This is a genomic window from Streptomyces sp. NPDC019890, assembly GCF_044903445.1.
In the GTDB taxonomy this organism is placed as follows: Bacteria; Actinomycetota; Actinomycetes; order Streptomycetales; family Streptomycetaceae; genus Streptomyces.
The window spans coordinates 235,429-252,722 of the sequence record NZ_JBJDQK010000001.1; the positions used below are offsets into that span (position 1 = coordinate 235,429).

Genomic DNA, 17,294 nt, shown 5'->3' on the forward strand with positions numbered 1-17,294 from the left:
AGACGCGCTTCCGTCAGCGTCAGTAGCCGGTGCGCGGGATACGGCGGCGGGCTCCGCTGGGGAGGGCAGCCAGGAGCGCACGGCATTCGCTGATGCCTCGTTCGCTTCCGACGCGGTCGAAGTACGCCTCGGCCTCGGCAGCGAGGCTTCGCGCCCGCGCGTGATTCCTGGCGGCCGCCTCGATGCGGGCGAGGGCGTGGAGGGCCTTGCCCGCATCCTCCCACCAGCCGCATTCCAGCGCCTGGTCGCGGCTCTCGGCTGCGTAGGCGCGGGCTACGTCGAGGTCTTCGGCGGCCAGGGCGATGTTGGCGAGGACGCAAACGGCGCGGACCTTCTCGATCACCTCGCCCGCCGCGTCGGCGCTCGACAGGGCTTCTTGGGCGAGGGTCTCAGCCTCCAGGGGGCGGCCGGAGAGGGCTAGGGTCTCCGCAGTGTCGTTCAGAAGCCGGCAGATGCCGTGGACGTTCTCGCAGGTTCTCATGATCTCCAGGCCCCGGCCGAAGAGTTGAAGCGCCTCCTCGATGTCGCCGGACTCGCGGGTCAGGTAGCTGGACAGGCGCAGCAGACTGCCCAGCTGGTAAGAGGGGCGGTCCGGGTCGACGAGGCGTTCGGCCTGGTGGCGGTAGTAGGCGGCGCGGGTCAGCCGTCCCATGAAGAAGGCCATGTAGCCGAGATAGGTAAGGAACCGGGCCTGCGACACGTCGTCGCCGCATTCCTCTGCCGAGGTGGAGCCCGTCTCCCACGCCCACACCGCGTCCGTCCAGAGGCCGCGCGCGTGCAGGTAGTACCCGAGCCCGCCGACCAGGCTTCTCACGTCCTCGTGGGCGCCCTCCTGGGCACCCCATCCGATCAGGTGGAGAATGTTGGGCCGGTCCGGGTCGATCGAAGCGTACTGCGTGGCCTGCACATGCTGGGTCCGCTCGTCCCCGATCAGCCCGCCCAGGTGCTGTATCTGGTACCGGATCGCGCGCCGGAGGATGGCATCGCGCTCGCCCGCGTCGGTCTGCGTCACGTGCCGACGCACCAGCGGGTGTATGTCCCAGGTGCCGTTCTGGCGTTGCAGCAGGGAGAGATGGACGAGGTCGTGGAGAGCGGCGCGGACGGCTTCCACATCAGCGATGCCCGACGCTCCGGCGGCCAGTCCGAGGGTGACCGGGGCAGGGAGGGCAGCGACGGCCCGCATGACCTCGACGCGGCCGGGTCGGGTCGCGATCCGCTCCCAGATGCCGCTGAACGAGTAGCGGGTCAGGTCGTCGCGGCCGGAGGACAGGTCCTCGACGACTTCGTCGAGTGTCATGCCCAGCCGCATGCGGGCGGCGGACCAGACGATGGCAAGGGGGAGTCCGCCGGTCAGGCCGACCAGGCGGTCGATGTCCCTGTCGGCGTCGCCGCCCACGTCGACAGACTGCGACGCGAGCTGCCGCAACAGGCTCCGGGACTCTCCCGCCGGGAGGTTGCCGAGGCTCACGGAGACGGCCACGTCGATGCGGTAGCGCGTGGTGACGATCGCCTTGGCAGGCGCGGGCAACTCCCTGAGGAAGGACTCCACGCTCATGTCGTCGATCGCTTCGAGATTGTCTACCACGAGCAGCGTCCGCTGGCGTTTGAGGGCAGCCCGGACGAGTTCGACGCGGTGGTCCGCCGGTGCGCGCGTGATGTCCTCGCGGCCCAGACAGATCGCGATTGTCTCGAAGATGTCGTCGAGCGTCCGGTGCCGCCAGGGGCGGTTCTGGGCCCCTCGCGCCGTGAGCAGGTTCTCCTTCGCGGAAACCCAGATGATGGCGTCGAACCTCTCGCTCCGGTCGAGCTTGAGATGATTCATCACGTAGTACCTCGCGACCTCCAGTGCGAGGGCGGACTTGCCGCTCCCCCCGATGCCGTCCAAGGCCACCAGGGCGTGCTGGGAATGGGGATAGGGCCGGAGGATGGAGATGACCCGGTCCATTTCCTCATCACGGCCGATGAGCCCCGCGTAGTCCGGCGACGGCAGATTCTCGACCTGTTTCTCCGACGCCTCTTCCCGCTCCGACCGCTCACTGCGGCGCCGGCGCCTCTCCGCGGCCCATTCCCCCAGTGAGCGCTGCCCAAAGAGGATCAAATATAGGAAGCCCAGAACACCGACGATCACGGGTAAGGCGACTTCCGGCGACATGATTTCCCCCCGTCGTGTCACACGTGGACCGGATGAGTCTCCTTCCTGGCGATGAGGAAGATGCCTATCCCTCGGCGGCTGCGAAGCCCCAGCTTGCTCGTCTCCAGAAGCATCAGCTCCTCCAGGATCCGGCCGGTCAGCCGTGAGAGTCGGCGCGGGCGCAGCATTGCGCGGGCGGCGGGGGCCGCAAGGCGATTGCGTTCTATGCCGAAGGCGAGCCAATAGACCAGGAACCAGCGGCTGCCGGCCAAGACGGTGTGGAAGCCGGTACGCTCGGCAGCCTCGATCAGGGAGTCCAGGGTGTACTCGCGGATGTGCCCGGCCGAGAAGCTCTTGCGCTGGATGCCGCGGAACGGCGGCCAGGTGCCCTCAACACTGTTGGGCACGGTTAGCACCAGCAGTCCCCCAGGGCGAGTGATCCGCGACAGTTCGCCGAACACGGAGTCCGGGTCAGGTACGTGCTCCAGGAGTTCGGCGCAGAAAGTGAGGTCGCTGGACGCGTCGCTCAGGGGCAGCCGCGCCGCTTCCGCCTGGATCGACACCGGGCCGGAGGTTGTGCCGGACAGCGCGGACCTCCGTCTCAGGGCCGCCTGTGTCAGGTCGATACGCACCACTGGACAGCGGAACAGCCGAGTTATGCCCTCCGCGTGGAAGGAGCTCCCGCAGCCGACATCGACGGCGAGTGCCAGTGACGGGGCGGCGACCGCTCGGTGCACATAGCGGACGAAGGAGAGGTTCTCCGAGTGGTACCAGTCCGGGAGCCTGGCTATCCGGCCCGCCGACTTGTCGCGCTCACGGCGCTCGTAGACCTCCCGGTACTCGCGGCTCACGCCGGTACCAGGCCGTCGGCCGGGGGCGGCGCCATTGACCAACTTGAGCACGTCTCTGATGTCGTCGACCACGAAGTCCGCGGAGGAGAGATCCTGTTCCAGGACGGACGGCTTCCCCACCGTCACCAGGCCGACGGCGTTCCCCAGGGTGATCCCCTGCGTCATGTCCTCGACCAGCACGGTGCGCCCGGGCTCCAGGCGGAGGTCGCGCAAGATCGTCCACAGGGCCTCGGGGTCCGACTTGGGGGCCTTGGCTCCCCGGGCGGCGACAACGAGGTCGAAGTACCGCTCCCATCCGAAGTGGCGGATGCAAGCGCGGAGGCAGGATTCGATCTGGTTGCTGAGGATGGCGACCTTCAGGCCGGCGTTCCTCGCGTCGCGCAGCGCCTCAGCAGCTCCCTCGAACGGGCGGACGCGGGGGAGGTATTTCTCGAAGTACGCGGCGAAGACGTCGGGGGCTCCGCGCATGGCGCGGGTCGGGATTCCCTGCTCCCGGTACAACTGCCGCCAGTCGTCGGAGATGCGTGATTTCCATTGCTCGGCGGTAAGCGGGCGGCCTCCCATGGCGGCGATCGTACTCGCGTGGGCCTGCGCCACGGCGTCGATTTCATCGGCCAATACGCCGGACCAGTCGAAGATGACACCGTCGATCGCGCGACCGCCTGGAGATGACGCCATATCAGTCATGTTAGGGCACCGAACGGCATTTCACGGGTACTCGAATGTCGTGTGGGGCGTAGGTGAATTGGTGGGGCCTGAATGGTGTCCGGGGAACTCCTGGGGCAGCGCGAGGGCGAGTCCGTCTCGCAGCGACCGGGCGATCTCGGTGACGCCCGCGCCCTCCATGTCCGGGCAATGCAGGGCGATGGCCAGCATGTCCTCGGTAACCAGAAAGGCACGGACGTCGGCGAGAGCGGCGACGACGCCCGGATCCGCTGCGCCTTGGGACAGGGCATGTGCGATCCGGCCTGCCCCCCAGGCGAGTTCGGCGGAGCGCTGGGTCGGGTAGTCCTACCGAGCCCTGCCCTGTCCGGCGACGGGAGCAGGCGCTGGGCTCTATGCAGCGCGCCGCGAGCCCTGCCCAGATGGAAGGTCGGATCCGACGCTGCCGGGTTCGACCCGGCCTATCGCCGCTGACCCTCAGGCCGACCTGCAGGTGACCGAGAATCCGGTCGAGATGCTCAATCAGCGTGGCGCGATAGGCGGGATCAGCGGCGGCGAGCGGCGTCTGGGCGGTCGCACGAAGGCGCACGTCGGCGGTGTCGAAGCGGTCCCCCAGCGTCGTCACGTGCATGGCCATTCCCAGTCTCCCTTTCGACGTGGCCAGGCCGTGATCGTCCCACCCGCACAAGGGCGTCACCCAACGGATTGTGGACAACGAAGGAACTGTGGAAGCAAGCCGTTTGGCGAGGCGCCTTCCATGTCGCCCGTCAGCTGCCGCACCAGTGCAAGGTCGGCGGCCCTTTTACCGAGCAAATGGTGCTGACCGCTCCGCTGAGGGCTTGCCGGCCACAAGCTCGAGCCCACACCCCAGGCCGTACAGCGTGTATCCATACATATGCGCAGGGTGACGCTACGGTCGACTGTGTGAGTGATCGCAGCTATCGCCCTTCGCTCGCGCAGCTGCGCGAGCATCTGCGGGACACCTTCTGGTTTGCGCCGACCGTAGGACTGGTCCTGTCCGTCGTGCTGTGGTGGGGTGCCTCCTCGCTGGACAACAAGATCGTCCGGTATCTCCAGGACGAGCAGGCATACGACGATCTCAGCGATCTGATCTCGATCGTCGAGGACACCAAGACGATCGTCACGACGATCAGCTCGGCAATGATGACCTTTATCGGTGTCGTCTTCAGCATCTCGCTGGTCGCCGTGCAGATGGCGAGCGGGCAGCTCACTCCCCGCGTGGTGCGGATCTTCGTACGGAGCCGGATCAGCAAGGCGACGCTGACGGTCTTCCTGGCGACCTTCCTGTTCTCGCTGCTCGTGCTGACCTCGTACGAGAGCGAGGCCAATCCGCGGCAGGTCACCTCCGTGCCGTGGCTGCAGAGCCTCCTGACCATGGTGCTGCTCGCGCTGAGTCTGGTGCTGTTCATCATCTATGTGAGCTCCATGCTGCGGCTGATGCAGGTCGGGCCGGTCGTCGACCACATCGCGCGGGAGGCCCTGCACGTGGTGGGGAGAGCGCCGGCCGGGGAGCGGGAGCCCGCGCCGCTCGCGCCGGAGAGTCGGTGGATTCCGTATCGGGGGCGGCCCGGGGTGCTGCGTGATGTGAATGTCGCGCGGCTGGTGCGGGCCGCCCGGCGGCAGGGTGTCGTGCTGCGGCTCATTCCGCGGATCGGGGACTTCGTCGTGCCCGGGACGCCGATGCTGGCCGTGCACGGGAGCGGCGAGCCTTCGCGGTCGGCGTTGAGATACACCGTGTCCGTGGGGGTTGAGCGGACCTTTCTCCAGGATCTCGGTTTCGGGCTGCGCCAGTTGTCGGACATCGCGCTGAGGGCACTGTCGCCCGCCGTGAACGATCCGACGACCGCCGTGCAGTGTCTGGACCGCATCGTGCAGTTTCTGTCGGTGGTGGCGAGGAAGCCGCTGGGGACCGTGCATCACCGGGACCGCAAGGGCGCGGTGCGTCTCGTGCAGGACATGCCGGAGTGGACGGATCTCGTCGACCTCGCACTCGCCGAGGTACGGCTGCATTCGACCGGCAATCCGCAGGTCAGCCGACGGCTGATCGCCGGGATCGACGATCTGCTGCTGCTCGTGCCCGAGGAGCGCAAGGAGCCGCTGCTCAGGCATCATGCGCTGCTGGTTCAGGCGGTGGCGCGGGCCGTTCCCGAGGCGGCCGAGCGGGAGTTCGCGCTCCTGCCCGACCGCCAGGGGATCGGCTAGCACGTGCGGTTCAGGTGGCGCCGGCGAAGTCGGCGGCTACGGCACGGACCTTGCGGTGCTGGCTGCGGGAGAGCGAGACCAGCATCTGGAAGGCCGTTGCCTCGTCGCAGCCATGCCGCGTCATCAGCATTCCTTTGGCGCGCTCGATCAGGGCTCGCCCTTCGAGGGCATCCTTGAGCTGGCGGTTCTCGGTGCGGAGGGCTTCAAGGACGTCTTCGGGGGCGGGCAGAGTTCTGAGCTCCTGCTCGAGCTGGCCGCTGAGGCTCTCCAACGAGGCGAGCACGGCCCGTACGGCGCCCAGCAGGGCAGCCACTCGGTCCATGGGGTCGAACGACGCTGCGTCGCGGTCTGGCGGCATGGTCTTCATGCTGGCGGCGGAAGCGACGCTTCAGGAGGGGGACCGGAAGAGATTAATCCCGATGTAACCGGCCATGGCCGAGATGATGCTTTTGCCGTACGCGTGGATACGCCCGGGCGGGGCGGGTGGGACACCTGGAGGCGGCCGTGCATACACACAACCCTCGCAAGTAAACACCGCGCTAATTACCGTGGGATACAACGGGAACACAAAGCGAAGTCACCGGCCGCGCTGCTAGCGTCATGTCTCCGTTCGGGCCCCTGACCATGGAGCCGCGATCCAGTACGTGAGTACGTACGTCCCCGCGCCGCGTCGAGACCGTACGCCGCCAGGGGCATCCACTACAGGTGCCCGCCACTGGTCCGTCTCGTCGGTCCTTCCTCGCGGCTGGGCACCCCCTCATTCCGGTTTCTCAGGGGGGATTCCATGGCGCACATCGTTGATGCCCGTACGAAGACGGACGGGTCTGAAGTTTCCGCGGTCGACGAAGTCTTCGAATTGGGCGGCGGTGCCGACGCACTCGCGCCGCCCCGGCTGACCGTCCTCGTCCCCACCCGCAACGAGCAGGAGAGCGTGCCACTGCTGCTCGATCGGCTCGGGCGGGCCGCCGCGCCGCTCGGCGCCGAGATTCTCTTCGTGGACGACAGCGACGACGGGACGGTGCAAGAGGTCCGGTCGCTCTCGGCCAACTGCCCCGTTCCGGTACGGCTGCTGCACCGGCCGCCCGGGCTGCGCGGGGGTGGTCTCGGGGGCGCCGTCGTCGCCGGGATGCGCCAGGCCCGCGGGGCCTGGGTGCTGGTGATGGACGGCGATCTGCAACATCCGCCCGAGGCGGCGGCGCTGTTGGCCCGTACCGCGATGCGCGAGGGCGTCGACATCGCCGTCGGGACCCGGTACGCCGGCCGGGGTGCTGCGGCGGGGCTCGACGGAGCCGCGCGGGTGGCAACGTCCGGCGGAGCAACTCGGTTGGTCAAGGCGGTCTTTCCGCGGCTGCTGGCCACCGTCAGCGATCCGCTCAGCGGGCTGTTCGCCTTCCGCCGGGACGCGATAGACACGAATCGGCTCAGTCCTCTCGGCTTCAAAATCCTGCTGGAGATACTCGTACGACATCCGTCGGCACGGGTCGCGGAGGTCGCGTACTCCTTCGCGCCCCGTGCGGCCGGCCACTCGAAGGCTTCCCTGAGGGAAGGGCTGGCCTTCGTCCGGCACCTGGGAAGGCTGCGCCGCGGCCGGCTGGCCGGGCAACTGCGCCACGAACGGGACGGGCGCCAGTGGATACGCATGGGCGCGTTCGGCGTCGTGGGCCTGTCCGGCGTGGCAGTCAACACTGCCTTCCTGTGGGGGTTCTTCGAAGTGCTGGGAGTTCATCACCTCCTCGCCGCCGCGCTCGCCACCCAGTTCTCCACCGGATGGAACTTCCTGCTCACCGAAGGGCTGATCTACCGCGGACGGCGGCCGGGCACCCGGACAGGCCGGGCCGGGCGGTTCTTCGCCCTCAACAATGCGCTGATGCTGGCCCGGCTGCCGCTCATCCAGTGGCTGGTGCTGGCGGACACCGGGGTGCTCACCGCGAACGCCGCCACGCTCTTGCTGCTCTTCCTGCTGCGCTTCTTCGTCAGCGACCGGGTGATCTACGGCGAGGGGGAACGCGAACGGCGTGACCCGGTGCGGATGCTGGTCGATCCTGCGCCCGCCGCTCCCGCCGTGCAGGCGAAGAAGCGGCCCGTGTATCTGCCGTACCGCTACGACGTGGCGGGGACGGTGACGATCGGATCCCAGATCCGGCTGCCCGAGCTGGAGTTCTTCCGGGCCCAGTGGGTACCGGACGGCGAGGTCGACATCGCGGTGCGGGTCGGGGACGTGGGGCGGCGCGGCCCGCGCCGCCGGGCCGCGCTCACTGAACACGACGCTCCCGCGGCGCTCAGGTACGAGGAGCATCTGGGGCGGTTGGGCGCCAACTTCCGGGTCCACCTCGGACCGCCGGTCACCGTCGAGGTCGGGCCGCTGCTCGCCCGGTCCCCGCACGTCGTCTACACCAACATCGTCGAGGCGCTGCTGCGGTTCGTGCTCATCTCGCGTGGCCGGATGCTGCTGCATTCGGCGTGCGTGGAGCTCGACGGACACGGCGTGATGCTGTCCGCCCTCACCGACACCGGAAAGACCGCGACGATCCTTCGCCTGCTGCGCGAGCACGGCGGGCGGTTCCTGTCCGACGACATGACGGTCGTCGACGCGAGCGGCACGGCGGTGTGCTTCCCCAAACCGCTCACCATCAGCTCCCACACACTGCGGGCCGTCCAGGCGGAGGACCTGACGAGCAAGGAGTGGCGACGGCTCAACTTCCAGTCGCGGCTGCACTCCAAGGGCGGCCGGTCCATCGCACTGATGCTGAGCCGCTTCAACCTGCCCATCATGGGCATCAACGCGCTCACCCAGATCCTGGTACCGCCGCCCAAGTACAGCGTCGACCGGCTGGTGCCCTGTCGGCTTGGCAGCTCCACCCAGGTGCGGGACCTGTTCATCATCGAGCGCGGCGCGCCACGTCTCGCCGACCTCGACGGTGCCTCGGCCCTGGAGCAGATGCTGGTCAACACCGAGGACGCCTACGGATTCCCGCCATACCGCTATCTCGCCCCTGCGCTGCGCATCAACGGCATGGACTACGACCGGCTGCGGGCGCGCGAACGGGAGATTCTCGCCGGATTCCTCTCGGGCGTGCGGACGCGGGTGCTGGCATCGGACTGCTTCGGGTGGGCGGACGAGATCCCGCGGCTGCTCGCCGAAGAGCGCCATGGATACGTCGGGCCGCGTGCCGCGGTCGAGGCCTGGCCGCGGTGGGGCATCCGGGTGGCGCCAGGCTCCGCCGGGTCCGCCGCGTGAGGGAGCGGTCCGTGCGGAAGGACGGCCCCGCTCCGGGGCCGGATGGTGGTCAGGCCCCCGGCCACGGAGCCGGGCACGGAGCGCGCCCCGCGCCCGGCGGTCCGGCCGCCGTGAGCAGGGGCACTGTCACTCCGCCCGACGGCGGACGTACGGTGCCCCGCACCCCGGCCACCGCGGGCGCCGGGATGCAGGGTTCCCTGCTGCGGGCTGCGCCGCTGACGGTGGTGCTGCTCGTGGCGGGGTTCCTCCGCTTCTGGCGGCTGACGGACACCGGACTCAACAGCGACGAGGCGGTCTACACCGGCACGGCCGCCTCGCTCTCCGGGGACAGCGAACTGGGCGCGCTCTTCCCGGTGTTCCGGGCGCACCCGGTGCTCTTCCAGTCGGTGCTCTCGCTTGCGCTGCGCGTGCATCCGGGCGACTGGACGGCGCGTGCGGTGCCTGCCGCGATCGGCGTCGTCACCGTCGCACTCACCTATGTGCTGGGGCGGCGGCTGTACGGACACCGGGCAGGCCTCGTCGGCGCACTGCTGCTCGCGGTGATGCCGTACCACGTGGTCGTCAGTCGCCAGGTTCTGCTCGACGGGCCGATGACGCTGGGCACGACCGCGACGCTGTACTGCGTGGTGCGGTACGCCGAATCGCCCGCGCCGCGGCGGTCGGGAGGAGGTGGCCGGTCGGCCGGCCACCTCTTGGCAGCTGGCGGGGCATTGGGACTTGCGGTGCTGGCCAAGGAGACCTCGGCCGTACTGCTCGGTTCGCTGTACGCCTTCTTCGCGCTGACCCCGGCCGTACGGATGCGGGCGGGGTATCTGCTGCCTGCGCTCGCCGCTTTCGGCGCGGTGGTGCTCGCGCATCCGCTGTCGCAGCAGCTGGCCGGGCACCGGAGCGCGAGTGGCAGCTATCTGTTGTGGCAGATGTTCCGGCCGGCCAATCATCCACTCACGTTCTATGCCGTCGAAGTGCCGTCCGCAGTCGGGGTGTTGGTGCTGGTTGCTGGGTTCGGCGGGCTGGTGTGGCTGCGACGCGAGAACACCTGGCGGGAGCGGCTGCTGCTGTGCTGGATCGCCGTACCGCTGCTGTTCTTCACGGTGTGGCCGGTCAAGGGCTTCCAGTATCTGCTGCCCGCCGCGCCGGTCTTCGCGGTCCTCGCCGGGCGCACGCTGGCCGCGCTCCACCTCGACGCACGGGGGCGGGCGCGGCGCTCGCTGGCCGTCCTCGTCGCGTGCACGGTGGCCGGCTCGCTGGCCGCACCTGCTTGGGCCAAGACCGCGCCGCCCACCGGGACGCGCTTCCTCGCCGGGTCCGGCGGACTGCCCGGGGGGCGGGAGGCGGGCCAGTGGGTGCGCGGTCATGCACCGCAAGGGGCCCGGTTGCTGGCGATCGGGCCGTCGATGGCGAACGTGGTGCAGTTCTACGGGCGCCGGCCGGTCTCCGCGCTGTCGGTCAGCTCCGATCCGCACCGTCGCAATCCGAGTTACCGGGCAGTGCCGAATCCGGACCGGGCGATGCGGGACGGCAGGTTCCAGTACGTGGTGTGGGACGCGTACACGGCGCGGCGCACGCCCTTCTTCACGAGGAAGGCGACGACGCTGGTGGAGCGGTATCACGGGCGGGAGGTCTTCACGGCGCGGGACGGCGAAGGCCGGGCGCTGGTGGTCGTGTTCCAGGTGAGGGGGGCGTCATGAGGGTGCTGTGGAGGGTGCTGGTCGTGCTGATGGTGGTGCTTGTGCCGGTCTCAGCTCCGGCATGGGCAGCGGCAGCGGACGGGCCCGCACCGCGCACGCCGATCAGGCACTTCGTCTATCTGATGCAGGGCGACCGGACCTTCGACCACTACTTCGGTACCTATCCGGGGGCCGACGGCATCCCGGCCGGGATCCGCATGCCACGCGATACGCGGCGGCCGACGGCCGGCTCCGTCGCTCCGTTCCCGCTGCACGGGAAGCCGCCGGTGACGCTCGCCGCCGGGCGCAGTGTCATTGCCGCGCAGTACAACGGCGGGGCCATGGACGGCTTCGTCGCGGCGTACGAGAGGCAGGGACGAGACGGTGCGGCGGCGATGGGGTACTACGACCGGCGCGATCTGCCCGTGCACTGGAACGCCGCCGACCGTTATGTGCTGTTCGACCGCTTCTTCGCGTCGTCGCAGGACGGGATCCGTGCCAACCGCGCGCTCTGGGTGGCGGGGCGGGCCGATGCCGGGGCGCCGACAGTCTTCGACCGGCTGGACGAGGCGGGCGTGAGCTGGAAGTTCTATGTGCAGGACCACAAGGCGGGGCGCAAGACCGTGCGGGTGCCGCTGGCGGCGGACGATCCGCATGTGGTCGACCTCGATGAGTACTACCGGGACTTGGAGCGAGGAACACTGCCGGCCGTCGCGTACGTCGCGAGCTCGGGCGCGAGCGAGCGGTCGGCACGGTCTGTGCCGGCCGGGCAGAAACTGGTGCGGTCACTGGCGACACAGTTGATGCTGAGCCGCTACTGGGGGTCGTCGGCGCTGCTGTGGTCGTACGACGGGTCGGGAGGCTGGTACGACCATGTGAAGCCGCCCGCGGGAAACGGATTCCGGGTCCCGGCGGTGCTGGTCAGCCCGTATGCGGCGCGGGGCAAGGTGGACCATACGGCGCGGGATGCGGCGAGTGCGCTGCAGTTCGTGGAGGAGAACTGGCGGCTGCGGCCGCTCGGGGGGCGCGTCGCGTCGGCTAACAGCCTGGGCACCGCCTTCGACTTTGCGTCGCCGCCGCGGCGTGCGGAGCTGATCCCGGACGGGTCCACGACCGAGCCGCCGGTGGCCCGCCCCGTCGACAACGCCCTGGTGTACGGGGTGTACGGGGGTGCGGTGGGAGTGGCGGCCGTGACACTGGGCGCGGCGGGGTGGCGGGGGCGGCGGGATGGAGCTGCCTAGCGGTGCGCGACGGCGGTGGATGTCCCCCACCCCGCGCCTTCCCGGAACTGCGCGCTCTGCGCGGAGCGCCCTCGCGGTTCGGATCGTGGTGGCCTTCATGGCCGCGCTCGCCATGGGCGTCGGGGTGGCCGCCACCCCCACGTACGCCGCTCCCCGGCGGAGTGTGACCGTGACTCTGCGGACCACGCCCGTCCTTGCCGGAGTGCGGTTTGTGTTCGACGGTCGGGTGTTGACCACAAATGCCCGCGGCGTCACGTCGTACACCGGGGCGCATGACTTCGAGCCTCACCGGCTGGAACTCAGCAGCACCTCCCTCACCAGCCGCAGCGCGCGTTACCGGTTCCAGCGCTGGGCTGGACAGCGGGATCCTGATCAGGCGTACCGCCCCGTCGTCGGCGGGCTGCCGCTGAGGGCCGACTACACCGTGACGGCCGCCTTCACCGCCGGGTTCCAGGTCGTGCTTCGATGCGTGGACCAGCAGGGGCGGCCGGTCGACGGTGGGCGCATCACGTCGATGACCGTACGCAGTGACACGGGCCATCTGCAGGGGGTGCCCGTCGGGCGACCCGTGTGGCTGGCCGGACTCCTCGTCGTGTACCGGAGAAGCCAATTGACCACGCGTCAGCTGACGTACTCCGTACAGACGGCGATGTCCGCCGGGACGAACGCCATCGACGCGGGGCGGCAGCGGTTCACACCCGCGAGGAACGCCGAGGTCGTCGTGACAACGCCGTTCCACGACCTGACGGTCACCGCGCGCGACGCGGTCTTCGCCGGGCCGGCGGGTAGAGCCGCCAAGGTGACGCTGCCCGACGGGTCGGTGCGGACGGTGCCGTTCGGCGCGGATCACACGGCCACGATCGGCAGACTGCCACGCGGGCAGTACCAGGTGGGCGTCTTGGGGGCGAGCGGTCAGGCCGCCACACAGCAGGTGCGGCTGTCCCGTTCACAGAAGGTGGAGCTACGCGTGGTGAGCCGCCTCGACCTGGCGACGGCCGGCGGCGGAGCGCTGCTGATGGCTGCGGCGCTGCTGCTGGCCGGCAGGCTGCTGCCCCGCAGAGACGGGCATGCGGAATGAGACGTGTCGCGTGGTGCCTGGCCGTGATGAGTCTGCTGGTCCTGGGGACGGCGCTCGCCCCGACCACGACCACGGCCCCGGCCCCGGTCCCGGCGGCCCGCGTGCCCGTACTCGCGTACTACTACCAGTGGTTCGAGGCCCACTCCTGGCAGCGTGCGAAGACCGACTACCCGCGCCTCGGCCGCTACTCGAGCGATGATGCCGAGGTCGTCGCGACCCACATCCGGTGGGCGCGCTCGGCCGGTATCGACGGGTTCGTCGTCAGCTGGAAGAGCAGCCCGGTGAACAACCGGCGGCTCGCCCTGCTGCTGTCCCTCGCCCGGGAGCAGGACTTCAAGGTCGCCGTCATCTATCAGGGGCTCGACTTCAACAGGCGGCCACTGCCCGTCACCCGGGTCGCGGCGGACTTCGTGCTGCTGCGAGACCGCTACGCCGCCGACCCCGCCTTCTTCCGTCTCGACGGCAAGCCGCTCACGGTGTTCAGCGGGACATGGGAGTACGCCAAGAACGAGGTCGAGCAGGTCACGGCGCCGGTACGGGACACGCTACTCGTACTCAACACCGAGAAGAGCACGGACGGTTACCGCCGGCTGGCCGCCGTCACCGACGGGGACGCCTACTACTGGTCCTCGGTGAACCCCGAGACGAACACCCAGTACGCCACCAAGCTCAAGGAGATGGGCGAGGCAGTCCACCGGGAGAACGGCTACTGGCTGGCTCCCTTCGCGCCCGGCTTCGACGCCCGCATGGTCGGCGGTACGAAACAGGTGCCGCGCCGTGACGGGCGCACGCTGCGTACCGAGTACGCGACGGCCGCCGCGTCCGCACCGGATGCCCTCGGGCTCATCAGCTGGAACGAATTCAGCGAGAACTCGCACATCGAGCCGTCCGTCGGCCACGGCGCACGCTATCTCGACGCCGTACGCGAACTGCGCGGCCCGCAGGGACAGCCGCCCGTGTCCGTCTCGGAGCCGGCCGGCGGACCGCCGGGCCCGCAAGGCCCCGACTACCGGCCCAATGCCCTGCGCCTCGCGGGGTGCGTCGCGGTACTCGTCGGCTCGGTGAGCGTACTGGCACGACTGAGGAGAAGGAGACACTCATGAACAGAGCGACCACAGCCATCCGCGCCGTACTCGCCCTCGCCCTGGGGGCGAGTACGGCGCTGTTCATCGCGAGACCCGCGCACGCAGATCTGCCGGGCGCCAACCCCCAGTTGACCCGCGCCCCCTATCTCACGGACGTCACCACCACGTCCGTGCAGGTGAGCTGGGCGACGACCACCCAGAGCCGGGGCGTCGTACGGTACGGCCCGCTCGGCGACTGCGCCTCGCAGACCGCCACCTCCGCCACGCTCGGCAGCCCGATCACCGTGGAAACGCAGCGCCAGTACAGCAATACGGTCGCGCTGACCGGGCTCTCGGCGGGCAGCGGCTACTGCTACCGCGTCTACACGGGCGGTGCCGGCCCCGTCGATCTGCTGGGCACACTCGCCACCCCGTCCTTCACCACCCTCGATGCGGCGGACAGCGCCGCGCCGTTCACCTTCGCCGTACTGGGCGACACCGGAGAGACCACCAACAGCGGCGTCAACGACGGCTCGGTCAATGTGCATCAGGCACAGGTGCACGCGCTGGTGGGGGCCGCCGGGGCGCGGTTCGTGATGCAGACCGGCGACATCACCCACCCGGGCACATCACAGACGCAGTACGGCGACCTCTTCCACACCGGGCCGGATGTCAGCTCGTGGTTCGGGCCTTCCTACTGGGCCAGGACCGGGATGACGCTGCCGCTCTTCGCGACCGTCGGCAACCACTCCATGACCAGCACCTTCACCTCGGTGTGGAAGGAGCCGGCGACGACCGCTGCGTCGGGCGGAGTCTTCGACCTGGTGAGCTATCCCTCGTATCTGGGCTCCGCCCCGATCAGCTATCCGACGACGTACTACGCCTTCACCACGGGCGGGGTCCGTTTCTACGTACTGGACACCGCGTGGGGGAACAGCAATACGGGAAGCGCGACCGGCGGGTCCTGCGGCTCGCACTGCAAGATCTACCAGCTGGACGCGCTGGCGCACTGGCAGCCCGGCTCGGCCGAGTACCAGTGGCTGGCCGCCGATCTCGCGGCGCATCCCACCGGGCCGAAGTTCGCGTTCTTCCACTTCCCGCTGCACTCGGACAGCGCGAGCGAGCCGAGTGACTCCTACCTCACCGGCGTGGAGAACCTGCTCGTACAGAGCGGCGTGGATCTGGTCTTCAACGGCCACTCGCACATCTACCAGCGCAATACGGCGGGGCCCGGCGGCCTTGTCTCGTATGTGACGGGCGGCGGTGGTGCCGATGTCAACTCCGTCGGCACCAAGGGGTGTGCGGCCACCGATGCGTACGCCCTGGGGTGGTCGTACAGCCAGGACCGAGGCTCGGCCTGTGGCGCGGCCCCGGTCCCGACGGACGATGCGAAGGTCTACCACTTCCTGAAGGTGCGGGTGGACGGCACCTCGGTAACGGTGACGCCCACCAACTCGCTCGGGCAGACCTTCGACGTACAGACCTATGCGGTCACGGGATGAGCCGGTAGTCAGGGAAGTTGCCCGGGAGGCGTTCGCCCCCCGGGCCTTGGGTGACGGCGTGCACGAGGAGCTTCCCGCCGACGAAGGCGCCCCGCCAGGACGCCCCGAAGCCGCCGAAGAGTTCGTCGCGGTCGCCCCGGGAACGGGGCTTTCCGTGGCCCCTCTTGAAGGCACGGATCTGCGGGGCAAGCCGTTCGTACGTCTCCTGATCGTCGGTCGAAAGGGTGGCGACCAGCGCGCCGTTGGAGGCGTTCATCGCGGCGAGCAGCTCCGCCTCCGTGTCGACCAGGACGATCGTGTCGACCGGGCCGAACGGCTCCGCGTGGTGCAGTGGCGAGGAGGGCGGCGGGCCCAGCAGGGTCACCGGCGGCAGATACGCCGACGTGTCCTGGCCCGCCAGGAACGGGCCGTCGGCCAGTGTGCCCCGGTGCAGCGGCACGGCCCCCCGGTCGATCGCCTCGGCGACCTGGTCGCCCAGCTCCTTGGCCTTCGCCGCGTTGATCAGTGGGCCGAAGTCCAGGGCCGGCAGCGGGTCGGACGGGTTCTCGACCGCCAGCGGGTGGCCGGTGCGGATGGAGCGTACGGCGGGGAGATAGGCCGCGAGGAAGTCGGCGAACAGTTCGCGCTGGACCACGAAACGCGGGTACGCGGTACACCTCTGTTTGCCGTAGTCGAAGAGCTTGGGGATCACGGCGGTCAGCGCGTCCCAGTCGCTGTAGTTCCAGATGCCCCAGGTGTTCAGGCCCTCCTACTCCAGGATGTGCCGCTTGCCGAGGTCGGCGACCGCGGTGGCGATACGGGCCCCGGTGTCGCGGCCGCCCACGAAGGAGACGCAGCCGATCTCCGGGGAGCGGACGAGCGCTTCGGAGAGCTGGCCGCCGCTGCCGCTGACCAGGGTGATGGGGATGCCTTCGCGGGCGGCGAGTGCGCTCGCGAGGGTGAGGCAGGCAACGCCGCCGTCGGTCGGGGTCTTGGCGATGACCGCATTGCCCGCCAGCGCCTGCACAAGCATGGCGTGGACGAGGACGGACATCGGGTAGTTCCAGCTGGCGATGTTGGAGACCGGGCCGGTCAGCGCGGTGCGCCCGGCCAGCATCGGCTCGATTCCGTCGACGTACCAGCGCACTCCGTCGATCGCGCGGTCGACGTCGGCCTGGGCGAGCCGCCACGGTTTGCCGATCTCCCAGACCAGCAACAGGGCGAGCAGTTCACGGTGTTCGGTCAGCGCGTCGAGGGCGGCGGCGACGCGGGCCCGGCGCTCCTCGATGGGCACATGCCGCCAGGCGCGGTGCTGGTCGAGCGAGGCGCGTACCGCCTGCTTGGCGGTGGCGGCGTCCAGCCGCGGCGGGCCCGCGATCGGGCTTCCGTCGACCGGGCTGCTGGCGGGCAGGGCGCTGCCGTCGGCCTGCCAACTCGCCGACCAGAGGTTCAGTACGCGGTCGTCCCGGAAGGCCTCGGGTGCTACGGCGAGAACGCGCTGCCAGGCGTCGGACCAGGCCGTGCCCGGCTTGAGCGTGAGAGTCGCTGCGTTGACAGTGGCTGCGGTGAGGGTGGGTGCCATGAGGGTGGTCTCCGCTCGGAAGAGGGCGGGAGTGGCCGGACGGTGGGCCGTGAGTGGGTGGCACGCACTCGGCTT

Annotated in this window: 11 protein-coding genes and 1 pseudogene; 7 read left to right on the forward strand and 5 right to left on the reverse strand. The window is 69.6% G+C overall.

Going from position 1 to position 17,294, the window contains the following annotated elements:
- Positions 1-19: 19 nt before the first annotated feature.
- The 3 genes from ACI2LP_RS01000 to ACI2LP_RS01010 are packed head-to-tail and all read right to left on the reverse strand — an operon-like array spanning position 20 to position 3,858.
- Positions 20-2,152: an AAA family ATPase gene (locus ACI2LP_RS01000; protein WP_404722410.1), complete on the reverse strand. Its 2,133-nt coding sequence runs from the start codon at positions 2,150-2,152 to the stop codon at positions 20-22.
- A 17-nt stretch (positions 2,153-2,169) separates the two neighbouring features.
- Positions 2,170-3,660 carry an HAD-IA family hydrolase gene (locus tag ACI2LP_RS01005; protein ID WP_404722411.1) on the reverse strand — a complete coding sequence of 497 codons (1,491 nt, stop codon included), beginning with the start codon at positions 3,658-3,660 and terminating at the stop codon, positions 2,170-2,172.
- Positions 3,661-3,690: 30 nt separating this feature from the next.
- Positions 3,691-3,858: a hypothetical protein gene (locus tag ACI2LP_RS01010; protein WP_404722412.1), complete on the reverse strand. Its 168-nt coding sequence runs from the start codon at positions 3,856-3,858 to the stop codon at positions 3,691-3,693.
- A 711-nt stretch (positions 3,859-4,569) separates the two neighbouring features.
- Here ACI2LP_RS01010 and ACI2LP_RS01015 point away from each other — a divergent pair.
- Positions 4,570-5,868: a DUF2254 domain-containing protein gene (locus tag ACI2LP_RS01015; protein WP_404722413.1), complete on the forward strand. Its 1,299-nt coding sequence runs from the start codon at positions 4,570-4,572 to the stop codon at positions 5,866-5,868.
- A 10-nt stretch (positions 5,869-5,878) separates the two neighbouring features.
- On the opposite strand, the gene ACI2LP_RS01020 is transcribed toward ACI2LP_RS01015, so the two are convergent.
- Positions 5,879-6,226 carry an ANTAR domain-containing response regulator gene (locus tag ACI2LP_RS01020; RefSeq protein ID WP_404722414.1) on the reverse strand — a complete coding sequence of 116 codons (348 nt, stop codon included), beginning with the start codon at positions 6,224-6,226 and terminating at the stop codon, positions 5,879-5,881.
- Between the two features lie 426 nt (positions 6,227-6,652).
- On the opposite strand from ACI2LP_RS01020, the gene ACI2LP_RS01025 reads away from it, so the two are divergent.
- The 6 genes from ACI2LP_RS01025 to ACI2LP_RS01050 all read left to right on the forward strand — a co-directional run bounded on the left by ACI2LP_RS01025 (position 6,653) and on the right by ACI2LP_RS01050 (position 15,658).
- Positions 6,653-9,106, forward strand: coding sequence for a glycosyltransferase (locus ACI2LP_RS01025; RefSeq protein ID WP_404722415.1), 2,454 nt, complete (start codon positions 6,653-6,655; stop codon positions 9,104-9,106).
- Between the two features lie 110 nt (positions 9,107-9,216).
- Complete coding sequence (locus tag ACI2LP_RS01030) at positions 9,217-10,794, forward strand: ArnT family glycosyltransferase (RefSeq protein WP_404722416.1); 1,578 nt, start codon at positions 9,217-9,219, stop codon at positions 10,792-10,794.
- A complete protein-coding gene (locus ACI2LP_RS01035; RefSeq protein ID WP_404722417.1) occupies positions 10,791-12,014 on the forward strand; it encodes an alkaline phosphatase family protein in 1,224 nt (407 codons plus the stop codon). The genes ACI2LP_RS01030 and ACI2LP_RS01035 overlap by 4 nt, the downstream gene beginning before the upstream one ends.
- A 97-nt stretch (positions 12,015-12,111) precedes the next feature.
- Entirely contained in the window at positions 12,112-13,092 is a 981-nt protein-coding gene (locus tag ACI2LP_RS01040; protein WP_404722418.1) for a hypothetical protein, read from the forward strand.
- A 26-nt stretch (positions 13,093-13,118) separates the two neighbouring features.
- Positions 13,119-14,195, forward strand: coding sequence for an endo-1,3-alpha-glucanase family glycosylhydrolase (locus ACI2LP_RS01045; RefSeq protein WP_404722419.1), 1,077 nt, complete (start codon positions 13,119-13,121; stop codon positions 14,193-14,195).
- Positions 14,192-15,658, forward strand: coding sequence for a metallophosphoesterase (locus ACI2LP_RS01050; RefSeq protein WP_404722420.1), 1,467 nt, complete (start codon positions 14,192-14,194; stop codon positions 15,656-15,658). The genes ACI2LP_RS01045 and ACI2LP_RS01050 overlap by 4 nt, the downstream gene beginning before the upstream one ends.
- Here the strand turns inward: ACI2LP_RS01050 and ACI2LP_RS01055 are convergent.
- Positions 15,648-17,219 (reverse strand): annotated as a pseudogene (locus ACI2LP_RS01055) (aldehyde dehydrogenase family protein). The gene ACI2LP_RS01050 and the pseudogene ACI2LP_RS01055 overlap by 11 nt on opposite strands.
- Between the last annotated feature and the right edge of the window lie 75 nt (positions 17,220-17,294).

Bases quoted from the DNA above. Each gene is read 5' to 3' on its own strand.
- ACI2LP_RS01005 (WP_404722411.1), bottom strand. From the start codon at position 3,660: ATGGCGTCATCTCCAGGCGGTCGCGCGATCGACGGTGTCATCTTCGAC.
- ACI2LP_RS01040 (WP_404722418.1), top strand. From the start codon at position 12,112: ATGGCCGCGCTCGCCATGGGCGTCGGGGTGGCCGCCACCCCCACGTAC.
- ACI2LP_RS01050 (WP_404722420.1), top strand. From the start codon at position 14,192: ATGAACAGAGCGACCACAGCCATCCGCGCCGTACTCGCCCTCGCCCTG.
- ACI2LP_RS01045 (WP_404722419.1), top strand. From the start codon at position 13,119: ATGAGTCTGCTGGTCCTGGGGACGGCGCTCGCCCCGACCACGACCACG.
- ACI2LP_RS01000 (WP_404722410.1), bottom strand. From the start codon at position 2,152: ATGTCGCCGGAAGTCGCCTTACCCGTGATCGTCGGTGTTCTGGGCTTC.
- ACI2LP_RS01020 (WP_404722414.1), bottom strand. From the start codon at position 6,226: ATGCCGCCAGACCGCGACGCAGCGTCGTTCGACCCCATGGACCGAGTG.
- ACI2LP_RS01025 (WP_404722415.1), top strand. From the start codon at position 6,653: ATGGCGCACATCGTTGATGCCCGTACGAAGACGGACGGGTCTGAAGTT.
- ACI2LP_RS01010 (WP_404722412.1), bottom strand. From the start codon at position 3,858: ATGCTGGCCATCGCCCTGCATTGCCCGGACATGGAGGGCGCGGGCGTC.
- ACI2LP_RS01035 (WP_404722417.1), top strand. From the start codon at position 10,791: ATGAGGGTGCTGTGGAGGGTGCTGGTCGTGCTGATGGTGGTGCTTGTG.